The organism is Pararhizobium sp. A13 (genome assembly GCF_040126305.1).
Taxonomy (GTDB): Bacteria; Pseudomonadota; Alphaproteobacteria; order Rhizobiales; family Rhizobiaceae; genus Pararhizobium.
In genome coordinates this window covers 343,238-358,098 of sequence record NZ_CP149512.1, presented here as the reverse complement: position 1 = coordinate 358,098, position 14,861 = coordinate 343,238, and the positions used below count along the sequence as shown (strand labels likewise).

The window sequence follows — 14,861 nt, the reverse complement described above, 5'->3', positions numbered from 1 at the left end:
GGAGTGCGCTGGGATAGACTTCGAGGAAACCATGGTTAGCGTCACGATCGATAAACAAACTCTGGAAGTCGAGGCTGGCTCCACAGTGCTGCAGGCCGCCCAGCGTTTGGGCATAGATATCCCGACCTTCTGCTATCTGAAGCGCCTGCCGCCGCTGGCTTCGTGCCGCATGTGCCTAGTGGAGATCGAGGGCCTGCGGCGGTTGCAGCCTTCGTGCGCCACCGCGGTCACCGACGGCATGGTGGTGCGGACGAACACGCCGCTGATCGAGGAAACGCGCTCTTCCATGCTCGACATGCTGCTCGCCAATCACCCCCTCGACTGCCCGATTTGCGACAAAGGCGGCGAATGCGAGCTTCAGGACATGGTGATGGCCTACGGGCCCCGCAAAAGCGAGTTCCATGATCCCAAGCGTGTGTTCCACTCCAAGGACATCCGTCTCAGCCCGGTCATCATCATGAACGTCAATCGCTGCATCCAGTGTCAGCGCTGTGTGCGGATGTGCGAGGAGGTCGTCGGCGCGGTCGCGTTGGGTACGATCGAAAAAGGCATGGATACCGCCGTCACCGGCTTCGAGGGCAGCCTCGCGAGTTGCGACCAGTGCGGCAATTGCGTCGAGGTCTGCCCGGTCGGCGCGCTGATGAGCTTCCCCTATCGCTACAAGGCGCGGCCCTGGGATCTGGTCGAGACCGATACGATCTGCCCTCATTGTGGCACCGGTTGCCAGCTGACGGTGGGTACGCGCAAGGGCGAGTTCATGCGGGTGCGCTCGAAGTGGGACGAGGGCGTCAACCGCGAAACGCTCTGCGTGCGGGGACGCTTCGGCCTCGATTTCGTCAACAGCCGCGACCGGATCAAGCGGCCGATGATCCGTCGTGACGGCGCCCTGATGCCGGTTTCCTGGGACGAAGCGGGAGACTATCTGCGCCGGCGGCTGTCGGCCGTCGAGGGAAATGCTGCCGGTGGGCTGGCTTCGCCGCGCCTGCCCAACGAGGTGCTTTATCAGTTCCAGAAGCTGATGCGGACGGTGTTCCGGACCAACAGCATCGACTGTTCGACGCGCTGGTCCACGCCCTTCGATACGCTCGGTCCCTTAGTGGCAGGCTTCTACAGCCGCGCGCCGCTGGACGAAGTGATCGCCAGCGACTGCGTGCTCGTCGTCGGCGGCAACGTGACCGAGGAAAACCCGGTCACCGAGTACCTGCTGCGGGACGGCGCGCGGCGACGGCAGACCGGATTGCTCATGCTCTCGCCGCGGCCATCCCGTCTGGACGCCGATGCCCGGGTGGTGGTTCGCGTGCCGCCGGGCGGAGAAGCGGCGAGCCTTGCGGCGGTGGTAGCCGAGCTCATGGTGGCGGCTGGTCAGGCCTTGCCGGGCGACGTTTTTGCGACCATCGAAGCGACCATCGGCGGACCGGCGGTGAATACCGGCAGTGACGGGCCGGATCGTCTGGCGACTGCACTCAAGGAAGGCCGAAGCGTCACCGTGCTTGTTAGCGTCGACCTCCTGAGATCACCCGAAGCGCGCGCGACACTGCAGCAACTCAACAACCTGCTGCAGGTTCTCCGCCTGCTCGGCAAGGCTCCGGCGATGCAGTTTCTCTTTGACCGTGCCAACCAGATGGGCGCCTGGGACATGGGGGTTCTGCCGGCGGCTCTGCCGGGGCTGCAGGCAGTCACCGATGATGCGACGCGCACTCTTGCACGGAACTGGCGCGCCGAAATCCCGTCTGAACCCGGCGCGGATCTCGGCGCCATGCTGGAGCTCTGCGTCAGCGGGCGGATGGGCGCGCTCTACATCGCCGGAACCGACCCCCTGATCGCCTATCCCGACAGGGATTTCGTGACGCGGGCGCTTGGCGCCGCCGATCTCCTGATCGTACAGGACGCCTTCCTCACGGATACGGCGGGTCTGGCAGAGGTCGTCCTGCCCGCGGCGGGCTACGGCGAGGAATCCGGCACGTTCACCAACAATGAGGGCCGGATCCAGAAGGTTCGAAAATTCCGTGAGCCCGGTTTCGAGGCGCGAGGCAATCTGGCGATCTTCGACTTCGTCGCGGCGCTCCGCAACCAGGCGCTGCAGCCCTCGACACAAGGCGAAATTTTCGACGAGATCGCCCAGCTGGTTCCGGCCTATCAGGGGCTGATGCAGGACGGGCTTGGCGCCGACGGCGCATTTACCAAGGCGGTGCCGGCGCCACCGGTTGGCGCGTTCTTCGCGCCGCCGCCCGCCCCGACAGCAGCCGGCCGGCTCATGCTGATCACCGGCGACTGCCTGTTCCACAACGGCTATCTTTCCGAAAGGTCGGAGATCCTGAATTCGGTCGCCAACGACCCCTACGTCGCGATGAGCGCGCAGGATGCCGCGCAGCTTGGCCTTTCGGATGGCGATCAGGTGGTCGTGCGTTCCGCCCGGGGCGAACTGACGGCGCAGCTCAAGGTCGACAGGCGGTTTCCCAAGGGCCTCGTCTTCGTACCGGAAAACTACAGAGCCTTGCGTCTCAACAGCCTGATGCGACGGGGCGAATACCCATGCCCGGTGGAGGTCCAGAAGGTGCACGCCGCTCTTGAGGTCGACCGCCCGAGTCGGATCTGGCGTGGGGTCTGAAGATTTGGGGCCAAGGCACCGCAAGGCTCCCGGCAAGCTGCCCGACCCAGCGTCTTCACACCGAGCTGGCGACGTCAGTGATACCTGGTCCCGCAGATGTAATCCTGCAGATCCTGCTCCGTGCGCTGCGCTTCGTCGAGCCTGTGTTTAACCACATCACCGATGCTAACCACGCCGACAACGTCGTCCTCATCCATGACCAGCACATGACGCGTACGCCGCTGGGTCATGATCCCCATCGCGACGGGCAGCAAATCCCGTGTCGAACAGGTCGCCACATTGCGGTTCATGATGTCCGCGACTCGCATCATCGCCGCCTCGGCCCCATATTCCGCCACCGCATTGCAGCAGTCCCGCTCCGACAGCGTACCCAGGTATTCGCTGTTCGATTGGCTGACGACGACGAAGCCGATATTGTTGTCGCGAAACAGCCTCAGGACTTCCACCATCGTCTGATCGGGAGGGACCGCGATGACGCCGACACCCTTGTTCTTCATGATTTCGCCGACAAACATCTGAGCCTCCTATCCGAGCGCTTCGGTTTGACAGCTGGCGCGCGTTCACGTTCTCCGGATATTCCGCCACCAGTTGTAGCCCTGCGTCTCTTTCGTTTCGACGAGCACGTCCTTCTTCGTATTCAAGCGCGCGGCAACCACGCCGCCGCCGGTTGCCGCCTTGCCCGGCTTGGCGAGCAGATCGTCGCGACCGATCACCAGATCACGCGAGGAAAAACTGGAAAATTCGTATTGCTGGCCAAGTGCGATCGCGTCCGCCGGACAGGCGTCCTCGCACAGCCCGCAGAACAGGCACCGGGCCGTGTCGATCTCGAATTTGGCCGGGTGACGGTTGCCCTTCTCGTCCTCGTAGGGGACGACTTCGATGCAGTCGCAGGGACAGATTCGCGCGCAGAGTTCGCAGGCCACGCACTTGATCTCGCCCTCTTCGTCGCGCGTCAGGAAGTGGTGCCCGCGATGGCGCGCGTAGGGCAACCATTTTTCCTGGTCCGGATACTGCATGGTGACGGGCTTGGAGAACATGTAGCCGAACGTCAGAGCCAAACCGTTCGCCAGATCGGCGAAGAACGCCCAGCCGATCCATGTTCCAACTCTGTCATGTGCGCGCGACATTGCCGCCTCGCTACGGAGCCGCTACGGCCCCTAAAAGTACACCAGTGATAATTATGTTCGCCATCGAAAGAGGAAGCAAGACTTTCCATCCGATCGCCATCAGTTGGTCGTAGCGGTAACGGGGGAAAGTGAAGCGGAACCATATAAACACATAGACGAAGAAGGCGACCTTGAGCAGAAACCAGAGGAGCGGTGGCAAGGGGATCAGTACTCCGTTCCAGCCGCCGAAGAACAGGATCACCACCAGGACCGATACCAGCAACACGATGGCATATTCGCTGACCATGAAGAAGGCAAAGCGGATACCGCTGTATTCGGTATGGAACCCGGCCCCCAGGTCGCCTTCCGCTTCCGCCAGGTCGAAGGGAATGCGCTGGGCTTCGGCCAGTCCGGCGACGAAGAACACGAAGAATCCGACCGGTTGGTAGACGATGTTCCAGAGATCGGCTTGCGCCCGCACGATCTCGAGCAGGCTCATGGATTGCGCCAACATTACCACGCCGATGACCGCGAACCCCATCGGGATCTCGTAGCTGATCATCTGCGCGCAGGTTCTGAGGCTGCCCAGGACAGCGTATTTGCTGTTGGCGGCCCAGCCGCCGAAGATGACGCCATAGACTTCGATCCCGATCACCGCGAAGACGAAAAGGAGGGCCACATTCATGTTGGAGACGTAGAGCGTGATCTCGTTACCGAGGACCGAGACGGTTTCGCCGAAGGGGATCGCGACGAAGACCACAAAGGGCGGGGCGAGCGCCAGGATCGGCGCCAGTTTGAACAGGAAGCGGTCGGCCTCGGCCGGGATGTGGTCCTCTTTGGTCAAGAGCTTGATTCCGTCCGCCACCGGCTGCAGCAGCCCATGCCACCCCACGCGCATCGGCCCCATCCGCTGCTGCATGTGCCCTGCGATCTTGCGCTCCAGCCAGGTTAGCGGCAAGGGCAGCAGCAGCAGGATCGCAATCAGAAACGCGACCTTGAAGACGATCAGGCCAAGGGCGACGATAAGCTCCATGATGCGCCGCTACTTATTCAACGGGTTGAAACGTGCGACCGGACTTTGACTCCGGCTAAACACTGCGCACTGTCGTAAGGTACAACGGCGACGCGCAACATGCAATTCAATCACAGTTACGTCGTCGTTGGCCGTGGTGTGTCCGAGGCTTGGGATATGAGAGACTGCTTTGACCAGAGCTTTTCTTCCAGCTCCGCTATGACGCGGATTCGGCCAACATTCAAGTGCTTTTGGTCGGACGAACTGCCGAGAAACGTTAGGCAATTTCTCCCTTTTGGTCCTTGGCAGCGGAGTGGGTAATGCTGCTTTTTTACTTCGCTCTGCAGTTGACACATGTATGATAAGTGATATATCCAAAAAACGTCAAGCGGAAATGTTGCGGCGCCGCTTCCGACGGTGGAGAATGGCAGGTCAGGATTGGCCGCATGGCCGCGCAAAGACGATCTCAAACGCGATCAGAAGCCTCAGGCGGACGAAAAGTGGGGAACAAGACGGTGAACAACACACCACGAAACTGCCGTGTAGGCGTAGATATCGGCGGAACCTTTACCGACATCGCGCTCGATCTTGATGGGGCGCTCCATTCCACGAAGGTGCTGACAGACTACACCGCACCAGAGAGGGCGATCCTGACGGGAGTGAAAGCCGTCGCTGAGACGGCGGGGATTGCCCTGTCCGAGATCGACATCCTGATCCACGGCACGACACTCGCCACAAATGCACTGATTGAGCGGCGCGGCGCAAAGACGGCTTTCGTCACGACCCAAGGCTTCCGCGATGTGCTGGAAATGCGCACCGAGAACCGCTTTGAGCAATACGATCTCAATATAACACTGCCTCCGGCCCTCATCGCACGCGCTGACCGCTTCGTCGTACGCGAGCGGATCGATGCCGCGGGCCGGGTACTTTTGCCCCTGGATGAGGCGTCGGTCTCAGCCATGGTCGAAAAGATCGCGGAGGGCGGTTATGAGAGCGTGGCGATCGGCTTCATTCACGCCTACGTCAATGGTGCGCATGAGGTGCGGGTGCGGGACGCCCTGTTGAAACGTCTTCCGAACCTCTCCGTCTCCATCTCCTCAGAAGTCTCGCCGCAGATGCGCGAATTCGAGCGCTTCAATACCGTTTGCGCCAATGCCTATGTCAAGCCGGCAATCAAATCCTATCTCGACCGTCTCGTCGTCTCGCTGAAGGAGATCGGTGTCGGCTGCCCGGTCTTTATGATTCACTCCGGTGGCGGCATCGTCTCGGTCGAAAGCGCTTCGGAATTTCCCGTTCGCCTGGTCGAATCCGGACCAGCAGGCGGGGCGATCTTCGCGGCTGACATCGCTCGCCATCATGGCCTCGACACGGTGCTCTCCTTCGACATGGGTGGTACGACCGCCAAGATTTGCCTGATCGAGAACCAGGTGCCGAAGACGGCAAAAACCTTCGAAGTTGCCCGCACTTACCGCTTCCGCAAAGGCTCGGGTATGCCGATATCCATTCCGGTGGTCGAAATGGTAGAGATCGGCGCGGGTGGCGGTTCGATTGCCAGCGTTGACGCCATGCGCCAGATTCGTGTCGGGCCGCATAGCGCCGCGTCCGAGCCGGGGCCGGCCTGCTACCAGCGTGGCGGCAAGAACCCGACCATCACGGACGCAGACCTGATCCTCGGCAAGCTCGATCCAGACAACTTCGCTGGTGGTGCCATACCACTCTCTGTCGAGGCAAGTCGCCAGGCAATGGCCGACGATATCGGGTCGGTCATCTCACTGGATCCCGAAGCTGCTGCCTACGGAACCTGTGAGATGGTGGACGAGAACATGGCCAATGCCGGCCGTGTCCACACGGTGGAAAACGGAAAGAACATCTCTGATTTCACCATGATTACCTTCGGTGGAGCCGGCCCTCTGCATGCCGCGCGCCTGTGTGAGAAGATGGGTATCTCCACCTTCCTCGTTCCTCCCGGTGCGGGCGTCGGTTCAGCGATCGGCTTCCTGCGGGCACCTTTCGGTTATGAATCGGTCCGCAGCGCCGTGTTCAGCCTGTCGAGCTTCGATTTCTCCGAGGCGAACCGACTGATAGATGCGATGCAAGCCGAAGCCCTCGGCTTCGTGGAAGGCGGGCTCGATGCAGGTGCGCCGGTGATCGAGCGGACGCTGTTTATGCGCTATGCCGGACAGGGATGGGACATTCCCGTGCCGCTTGCGACCGATCGCTTCGATGCTGATAGCGCCGGAGGGGTCTCCGCCCTGTTTGAGACAGAATATGCGCGCTTTTTCGGTCGCGCCATTGAGGGCCTCGATGTCGAGATTGTCAGTTGGTCGGTAAAGGCGAGCTCACCGCTGGCGCCGGTCGCGCGCGTTCCCGCGGTTGTCGAAGGCGACGATGTGAAGCCAGCCAAGACCCGTCGCCTGTTCGAGGCCTCGCAAGGCGCCTACCTCGAAGCCGGAATTCACGAGCGCGATAGTCTGAAACCTGGCGACGTCATCAAAGGCCCCGCTGTTGTTGTCGAGCGGGAGACCTCGGCTGTTCTCACCTCATCCTTCAAGGCCATCGTCCAGAACGACGGTTGCCTCCTCGTAACACGGCTTTAAGGATCAATACATGAATCAGTCCATGATCGATATCCATATGCAGGTCATGTGGAACCGCCTGATCTCTGTCGTAGAAGAGCAGGCCCAGACGCTGATCCGCACCGCTTTCTCCACCTCCGTGCGTGAGGCGGGTGACCTGTCGGCCGGCGTCTTCGACCTTCAAGGACGCATGCTCGCCCAAGCGGTGACCGGCACACCAGGCCATGTCAATGCCATGGCCGAATCCGTCGCGCACTTCATTCGTGACATCGGCCCGGAGAACATCTTCGAGGGGGATGTCTACATTACCAACGATCCCTGGAAGGGCACCGGCCATTTGCACGACATCACCGTCGTGACGCCGTCTTTCCATCACGGCAAGCTCGTCGGCTACTTTGCCTCGACCGCTCACGTCGTCGATATCGGTGGCCGCGGCTTCGGGCCTGATGCGCGCGAGGTGTATGAGGAAGGCATCTTCATCCCGATCATGAAGTTCTTCGAACGCGGCGAACTCAATCGCACGCTGATCGAGATCGTGCGCAACAATGTCCGCGAAAACGACAAGGTGGTCGGCGACTTCCACGCGCTTGCCGCCTGCAACGAGACCGGGCATCGCCGTCTTATCGACATGCTAGTCGAGTTCAACCTGGACGATCTGTCGATGATCGGCGGCTTCATCCTGAAGCACAGCCGTGAGGCGACGCTGGAGCGACTACAAAACCTGCCACATGGCTCTTGGTCCTACAGCCTCGATCTCGACGGCTATGACGAGCCGGTGCATCTGGCCGCAAAGTTGACGATTAGCCCTGATGGTGTGGTCGTTGATTTCGACGGTACCTCCGGCATGAGCAAGTTCGGCATCAACGTGCCGCTGGTCTATGCCAAGGCCTATGCCTGCTACGGCATCAAATGCGTGGTCGCGCCAGAAATTCCCAACAATTTCGCCTCGCTCGCCCCGTTTGACGTTGTTGCTCCGGAAGGCTGCATCCTCAACGCCAAGCGGCCGGCTCCCGTTGCAGTCCGCCATGTCCTTGGTCACTTTGTTCCGGACCTCGTGCTCGGTGCATTGCATCAGGCGCTTCCCGGCCAGGTACCGGCGGAAGGAGCCAGCGCTCTTTGGAACCTCCATATGAGCGTGCGCCCGGTCTCCGACCAGATCGGCGGCAAGGGCGCGGAAATCCTAATGTTCAACTCCGGTGGCTCCGGCGCGCGCGCGGCGCTTGACGGCCTCAACGCCACCGCTTTCCCGAGCGGCGTCCATACCATGCCGATCGAAGCGACCGAGAATGTAGGACCGGTCATTGTCTGGCGCAAAGAGTTGCGCGAGGGCTCCGGCGGCGCCGGCGCGCAACGCGGCGGTCTCGGTCAGGTGATCGAGATCGAGGCGGCCGAAGGCTATAGCTTCCGTTTCTCCGCCATGTTCGACCGCTTGAACCACCCGGCACGCGGTCGCGACGGTGGCAAGGACGGCGCCTCGGGCTCCGTTTCCCTCGATGACGGTACCACGTTGAAAGGCAAGGGACTGCAATTCGTGCCGGAGGGACGCAAGCTCGTGCTTGAGCTTCCAGGAGGCGGCGGCTTCGGCATTCCCGGAGATCGTCCGGCGGCTGCCGTCGAGCACGATTTGAAGCAGGGTTACATCACGCATGAACAGGCCGGGCTCTACGCCAAGGCGGGAGGAAAGGCATGAACATGATAACATTTGAAAGCGCGCGGGCGGCGACCATCAAGTCTTCGCCCTCAATGGCCATTTCGATGGCAGCCAAGGCCATGCGCGCCAAGGGCGAGAACGTCGTCGATCTGTCTCTTGGCGAGCCGGACTTCGACACGCCAGTGCATATTGTCGAGGCTGCGATCGACGCTATGCGTCGCGGCGTGACACGTTACACGGCGCCCGATGGCCTACCCGAACTGCGCGTGGCAATTGCCGCCAAGTTCAAGCGCGAGAATGGCCTCGACTATGCCATGGACGAGATTTCGATCGGCAACGGCGCCAAGCAGATACTCTTCAATGCCTTTCTCGGGACGCTGGAGCCGGGCGACGAGGTGATCGTTCCCGCACCCTATTGGGTCTCGTATACGGATATCGTTATCCTGCATGGGGGGACTCCGAAGATCGTCCCCTGCGGCGTCGAGGATGCCTTCAAGATCACACCCGAACGGCTGGAAGCGGCGATCACGCCGAAGACGCGCTGGCTCCTGTTCAATTCGCCCTCCAACCCGACGGGCGCGATCTACACGGTAGAGGAACTGAAGGCGCTCGGTGCGGTCTTGGCGCGCCATCCCCGCATCGCCGTCATGTCGGACGAAATCTACGAACATATCGTCTGCGGGTCGGTGCCTTTTACCTCGTTTGCCAATGCCTGCCCGGATCTCAAGGACCGGACGTTGATCATCAACGGCGTCTCCAAGGCCTATGCCATGACCGGTTGGCGCCTCGGCTACGCGGTCGGTCCGAAGGACCTCACCAAGGTGCTGAACAAGCTGCAGTCGCAGAGCACGACTTGCCCGTCCTCGATAACACAGGTTGCGGCAGCCGCAGCGCTTAATGGTCCGCAGGAATTCGTCACCCGGGCGGTCGCCGAATACAAGGCCCGCGGCGAGATCGTCACGGAAGGGTTCAGTGCAATCCCGGGCCTTGAGGTACGCGCACCGGAAGGCGCCTTCTACCTCTTCCCGAAATGCGCGGCCTATATCGGCCGGACGGCGCCTGACGGAACGAGGATTGACAACGACACGGCGCTCGCCTCCTACCTTCTGACGGCGGGTAAGGTTGCCACAGTGCCAGGTGCTGCTTTCGGCGTCGAACCTTACATCCGCCTGTCTTTTGCGACGTCTCGTGACAATCTCGCCATCGCCATTGAGCGGATCGCTGATGCGTTGGCGAAGCTAAATTAATCAGGGATCGATACATGACCGACTTTCAACGTACACTCCTGACAGGCGCCGGCGGCGCGCTCGGAACACAGCTTCGCAAATCCGGGACCCGTCTTGGTAAGGTCGTCCGGCTTTCGGCCCTCGGGCCGTGTGAAAACCTAGAGGCCCATGAAGAGGATTTTCCAGCGAACCTTGCGGACTTCGATGAGGTGTCGAAGGCGGTCAAAGGTTGCGATGCCATCATTCACATGGGTGGCCAGAGTCTAGAAGGTCCATGGAAGACCATTCTCGACGCCAACATCACAGGCGGCTACAACATATACGAAGCCGCGCGGCAGCACGGAGTGAAGCGCATCGTCTACGCGAGTTCCGTTCACGCGATCGGCTTCTACGAACGGACCGAAATGATCGACGGGAATGTACCAACCCGGCCCGACAGCCTCTACGGGGTGTCCAAGACCTTTGTCGAAAATCTCGGACGATACTATTTCGACAAGTTCGGCATCGAGACCGTTTGTCTGCGTATCGGTTCCTCTTTCCCGGAGCCAACCGACCGCCGCCACCTGATCACCTGGCTCTCGTATCGCGATTGCCGCCAGCTCGTGGAAAAGGCGCTTAGCGCTCCGCGCGTAGGCTTCATGATAGCCTACGGCATGTCGAACAATTCGGAAGCTTTCTGGGACAACCGTACGGCCGCCGTTCTTGGGTACAAGCCGCAAGACAGCGCCGACGACTTCCGCGAGCAAGTTTTCGCAAAGACGACACAGGGCGATCCGAATGACCCGGCAGTGCGCTTCCAGGGCGGCAGCTTCTGCGCCGCCGGCCATTACGAAGACGAAAACAAGTGAGGCCTAGCCATGCAGGCTTCAAAAACGTCCTATGATGTGGTGATCGTCGGCGGCGCTGTCGTCGGCAGTGCGACCGCTTTTTTCCTTGCGACCAATCCGGATTTCAAGGGCTCGGTTTTGGTGATCGAGAAAGACTGGACCTACCAGCGCTCGGCGACAGCACTGTCGTCAAGCTCCATCCGCCATCAATTCTCCAACGCGATCAACGTCCAGGTCTCGCAGTTCGGCACGGAATTCATCCGCGAATTCAAGAAGCATGTGACCGTGGATGACGATACACCTGAAATCGGCTTTCACGAGGCGGGCTACTTGTTCCTGGCCGAGGACGAGCGCGGCGAGCAGGTACTGCGGCGCAACCACGAGACCCAGATATCCTGCGGGGCGGAAGTGACGCTGCTCGATCCGGAAGGACTCGGCCGCCGGTTTCCCTGGCTCAATCTTAAGGGGCTCACGCTCGGCAGCACTGGAGAGCGGGGCGAGGGCTGGTTCGACAGCGTTGGCCTGATGCAGGGCTTGCGCAAGAAAGCCCGTTCGCTCGGCGTCGAGTATATCGAAGACGAGGTGGTCGCGGTGAACCGCGAGGGTGAAAGCATCGTTTCCGTTACAACAAAAAACGGCCAGACGATTTCCTGCGGCACGATGGTCAATACTTCCGGCACGAACGGCAAGAAGGTCGCCCGCATGGCCGACCTCGACATCCCGGTGGAGCCGCGCCGCCGCTCGCTGTTCGTCGTCGATTGCCGCGCGCCGCTTGAAGGCAAGGTCGGTTTGACGATCGATCCGACGGGTGTCTTCTTCCGCCCTGAAGGCAAGTTCTACCTGATGGGAACCTATCCCAAGCACGACCCGGAGGTCGACCCGAACGATTTCGACGTGATGCATGACGAGTTCGAGGAAGAAATCTGGCCGATCCTCGCAAACCGTGTGCCTGCCTTCGAAGCAATCAAGGTCGTCAATAGCTGGGCAGGTCACTACGACTACTGCACGCTGGATCACAACGTCATTCTGGGACCGCACACGACCGTAAAGAACTTCCTCTTCGCCAACGGTTTTTCCGGTCATGGATTGCAGCAATCGCCGGCGATGGGGCGTGGTTTGAGTGAATTTATTACCTATGGCGGCTTCAAAACGCTCGACCTTTCGCCCTTCGGCTACGAGCGGGTGGTGGCCCGCCGCCCATTCCTCGAAGACGCCGTCATCTGATCGAAAAGCATAGGGGAACTCCATGAAAGCCGAAGTTTCAACCCGCAGCGGCGGCCAGGTTCTGGTCGATGCGTTGCGAATCCATGGCGTCGAGCGCGCTTTCTGCGTGCCTGGTGAAAGCTATCTCGACGTCTTGAACGCTTTGCATGACGCGGCCGACGACATCGAATTGATCATTTGCCGGCAGGAAGGTGGCGCTGCTTACATGGCGGAAGCCTACGGCAAGATGACAGGAAAACCCGGCATCTGCTTCGTTACCCGTGGCCCTGGCGCCACCAATGCCTCCGTGGGTGTTCACACCGCCTTCCAGGATTCCACCCCGATGATCCTCTTCATCGGTCAAGTCGCCCGCGACCAAATGGAACGTGAAGCCTTCCAGGAAATCGACTATCGGCGCATGTTCGGCCAGATGGCCAAGTGGGTTGTCGAAATCGACGATGCCTCCCGCATTCCCGAACTGCTGAGCCAGGCGTTTCACCGCGCCGTCAACGGCCGTCCGGGACCGGTGGTCGTTGCCCTGCCGGAGGATATGCTGACCGACAAGGTGTCGGTGGCTGATACGCCGGCCTACAAGCGCGTCGAGACTTATGTAGGCGAGCCGCAGCTCGAAGAACTCTTGGGCCTGTTGTCCAAGGCGGAACGCCCCATGGTGGTTGCCGGCGGTGGCGGCTGGACGGCACAGGCCGTAGCCGATCTCAGGACCTTCTCGGAGGCTTTCACCCTGCCGATCGCCGCCTCCTTCCGTTGCCAGGACCTTTTCGACAATACGCATCCGAACTATGCTGGTGACCTGGGTCTCGCAGCAGGGCCGAAACTGATCAAGCACATGGGGGATTGCGATCTTTTGATCTCCATCGGCGCACGTCTCGGCGAGATGACGACTGGAGCCTACACGCTGATCGATATTCCGGTTCCCAAGCAGACCCTCGTCCATATTCACCCTGGCGCGGAAGAGCTGGGCCGTGTCTATCACGCCACGCTGCCTATCAACGCAAGCGTTGCCGGTTTTCTGTCGCAGGCGAAACGGCTGAAGCCCCAGGCGACACCGGTGTGGGAGAAGTGGACCAAAACGGCGCATGCAGATTATCTCGACAATTTGATGCATCCGCAGACGCCAGGACCGGTTCAGATGGGTGACGTCATGGAATGGCTACGCGGCCATCTGGCGCCCGATGCTATTCTAACGACCGGGGCCGGGAACTACTCGGCCTGGGCACACCGCTTCTACCAGTACCGGACCTTCCGCACCCAACTCGGGCCGACGAACGGCTCAATGGGCTACGGCGTGCCTGCGGCGATCGCCGCCAAGATCACTGACCGCAATCGCACGGTTGTCGCCTTCGCCGGCGATGGCTGCTTCTTGATGAACGGTCAGGAACTCGCGACGGCGATGCAATATGATGCACGTGTGATCTTCCTAGTCATCAACAACGGTATGTACGGAACGATCCGCATGCATCAGGAGCGCAGCTATCCTGGTCGGGTATCCGGTACCCAGCTTACGAACCCAGACTTCGCGGCGCTCGCCCGTTCCTATGGCTTGCATGGAGAAACGATCGAGGCGACAGCCGATTTTGCGCCGGCTTTCGAGCGTTGCGAAGCCTCCGGCAAGCCGGCGCTAATTGAAATCCGGATTGATCCGGAAGCGCTCACGCCGAAGATGAGCTTGACCCAAATCCGCGAACAGGCGAAAGCGCAAGGCAGGTGACTGAACTGAAAAGCGCCGACTGTGGGAACAGTCGGCGCCTCGATCTATTGTTTAGCCCCACTGGCCCGGTTTAGGCAATCTACCCACCTTGTCCGAAGGCGATACGCAGAACGCGTCGAGATAGATGGTTGGCAGGGCCCGAAACAGTCGACGCACATTGCCGCCCTCTGCCTACTCAGTCAGTTCGCTGCTAGCCGGCTCATCAAGCATCGCACGATAGCGGTTGAGGCTTTCTTCCAGGTGAAGTCCCAAGGCGTTCTTTGCCGCCTTGGGATCGCCTTGGGTGATCGCCGCCAGGATAACGGAATGCTCCTTGTTGATCTTCTTGAGATAGGTCTGATACGTGCGCGCGGACTGTCTATGCTTTAGCACCAGATCAAAGCTGATCTCGCCCTTCACAGCTTCAAGAAAGTGCGGGAAATGTGGGTTTCTCGTCGCCTTGGCGATTGCAAGGTGGAACTCGAAATCAGCCTGGGCTTCCAGTTCTGCATCGTCCGTTTCGAGGTTCTCAAGATAATCATAGGCTCTTGCAATCTCGGCAAGGGCTTCAGGAGTACGTCGAGCGGCAGCAAGAGCGACGGATTGCATTTCGACGCCAAGACGCAGTTCCAATATCTGCATGGCGGACCGGATGTCCTCGATCCGGCTAATTTCGAAATTGAGAACTTTTGCGTCCTTCTCGGTGACGTAGACGCCGGCTCCTTGCCGTGCGATAACCCGGCCTGCAACCTTTAGGGAGGCGAGGGCTTCCCGGACAACGGTCCTCGAAACTCCGAACTCTTCACAAAGCTGCGCGCTGGACGGTATTTTCTCGCCTGGCGTGTAAAGACCAGAGTCGATACGTTCAGTGAGCTTCGCAACCACTATTTCCGCAAGGTTGCCGCGCTGCGTAATAATCGACACCTGTTTGCTCCAGACATTTG

At 60.5% G+C, this 14,861-nt stretch carries 11 protein-coding genes; 7 read left to right on the top strand and 4 right to left on the bottom strand.

All coding sequences use genetic code 11. The annotated features are described in order from the left end of the window. Positions 1-31: 31 nt before the first annotated feature. The gene (gene nuoG, locus WI754_RS30265; protein WP_341486369.1) at positions 32-2,608 is read left to right on the top strand and encodes an NADH-quinone oxidoreductase subunit NuoG; all 2,577 of its coding nucleotides are present in this window, start codon (positions 32-34) and stop codon (positions 2,606-2,608) included. Between the two features lie 74 nt (positions 2,609-2,682). Here nuoG and WI754_RS30260 read toward each other — a convergent pair whose 3' ends face one another. The 3 genes from WI754_RS30260 to nuoH are packed head-to-tail and all read right to left on the bottom strand — an operon-like array spanning position 2,683 to position 4,747. Beyond that, entirely contained in the window at positions 2,683-3,123 is a 441-nt protein-coding gene (locus tag WI754_RS30260) for a CBS domain-containing protein (protein WP_341486368.1), read from the bottom strand. A 45-nt stretch (positions 3,124-3,168) separates the two neighbouring features. Next, positions 3,169-3,735, bottom strand: coding sequence for an NADH-quinone oxidoreductase subunit I (locus tag WI754_RS30255; RefSeq protein WP_341486367.1), 567 nt, complete (start codon positions 3,733-3,735; stop codon positions 3,169-3,171). A gap of 10 nt (positions 3,736-3,745) precedes the next feature. Continuing rightward, entirely contained in the window at positions 3,746-4,747 is a 1,002-nt protein-coding gene (gene nuoH, locus WI754_RS30250; protein ID WP_341486366.1) for an NADH-quinone oxidoreductase subunit NuoH, read from the bottom strand. A 494-nt stretch (positions 4,748-5,241) separates the two neighbouring features. Here nuoH and WI754_RS30245 point away from each other — a divergent pair, with 494 nt between their 5' ends. From WI754_RS30245 to WI754_RS30220, 6 genes are read left to right on the top strand one after another with little or no spacing between them, the layout of a single operon-like run. Continuing rightward, positions 5,242-7,323 (top strand): hydantoinase/oxoprolinase family protein, encoded by a 2,082-nt coding sequence (locus tag WI754_RS30245; RefSeq protein ID WP_341486613.1) that lies wholly within the window; start codon positions 5,242-5,244, stop codon positions 7,321-7,323. A gap of 10 nt (positions 7,324-7,333) precedes the next feature. Next, the gene (locus WI754_RS30240) at positions 7,334-8,992 is read left to right on the top strand and encodes a hydantoinase B/oxoprolinase family protein (protein ID WP_341486365.1); all 1,659 of its coding nucleotides are present in this window, start codon (positions 7,334-7,336) and stop codon (positions 8,990-8,992) included. Beyond that, positions 8,989-10,200 carry a pyridoxal phosphate-dependent aminotransferase gene (locus WI754_RS30235; protein WP_341486364.1) on the top strand — a complete coding sequence of 404 codons (1,212 nt, stop codon included), beginning with the start codon at positions 8,989-8,991 and terminating at the stop codon, positions 10,198-10,200. The genes WI754_RS30240 and WI754_RS30235 overlap by 4 nt, the downstream gene beginning before the upstream one ends. A 14-nt stretch (positions 10,201-10,214) precedes the next feature. Next, positions 10,215-11,027, top strand: coding sequence for an NAD(P)-dependent oxidoreductase (locus WI754_RS30230; protein WP_341486363.1), 813 nt, complete (start codon positions 10,215-10,217; stop codon positions 11,025-11,027). A gap of 9 nt (positions 11,028-11,036) precedes the next feature. Further along, complete coding sequence (locus WI754_RS30225) at positions 11,037-12,230, top strand: FAD-binding oxidoreductase (RefSeq protein ID WP_341486362.1); 1,194 nt, start codon at positions 11,037-11,039, stop codon at positions 12,228-12,230. 22 nt (positions 12,231-12,252) lie between these two features. Then, the gene (locus WI754_RS30220) at positions 12,253-13,938 is read left to right on the top strand and encodes a thiamine pyrophosphate-binding protein (protein ID WP_341486361.1); all 1,686 of its coding nucleotides are present in this window, start codon (positions 12,253-12,255) and stop codon (positions 13,936-13,938) included. Between the two features lie 171 nt (positions 13,939-14,109). On the opposite strand, the gene WI754_RS30215 is transcribed toward WI754_RS30220, so the two are convergent. Next, a complete protein-coding gene (locus WI754_RS30215) occupies positions 14,110-14,841 on the bottom strand; it encodes a FadR/GntR family transcriptional regulator (protein WP_341486360.1) in 732 nt (243 codons plus the stop codon). Between the last annotated feature and the right edge of the window lie 20 nt (positions 14,842-14,861).

Coding starts and splice junctions, on each gene's coding strand:
- WI754_RS30230 (WP_341486363.1), top strand. CDS start 10,215: ATGACCGACTTTCAACGTACACTCCTGACAGGCGCCGGCGGCGCGCTC.
- nuoG (WP_341486369.1), top strand. CDS start 32: ATGGTTAGCGTCACGATCGATAAACAAACTCTGGAAGTCGAGGCTGGC.
- WI754_RS30255 (WP_341486367.1), bottom strand. CDS start 3,735: ATGTCGCGCGCACATGACAGAGTTGGAACATGGATCGGCTGGGCGTTC.
- nuoH (WP_341486366.1), bottom strand. CDS start 4,747: ATGGAGCTTATCGTCGCCCTTGGCCTGATCGTCTTCAAGGTCGCGTTT.
- WI754_RS30240 (WP_341486365.1), top strand. CDS start 7,334: ATGAATCAGTCCATGATCGATATCCATATGCAGGTCATGTGGAACCGC.
- WI754_RS30220 (WP_341486361.1), top strand. CDS start 12,253: ATGAAAGCCGAAGTTTCAACCCGCAGCGGCGGCCAGGTTCTGGTCGAT.
- WI754_RS30260 (WP_341486368.1), bottom strand. CDS start 3,123: ATGTTTGTCGGCGAAATCATGAAGAACAAGGGTGTCGGCGTCATCGCG.
- WI754_RS30235 (WP_341486364.1), top strand. CDS start 8,989: ATGAACATGATAACATTTGAAAGCGCGCGGGCGGCGACCATCAAGTCT.
- WI754_RS30225 (WP_341486362.1), top strand. CDS start 11,037: ATGCAGGCTTCAAAAACGTCCTATGATGTGGTGATCGTCGGCGGCGCT.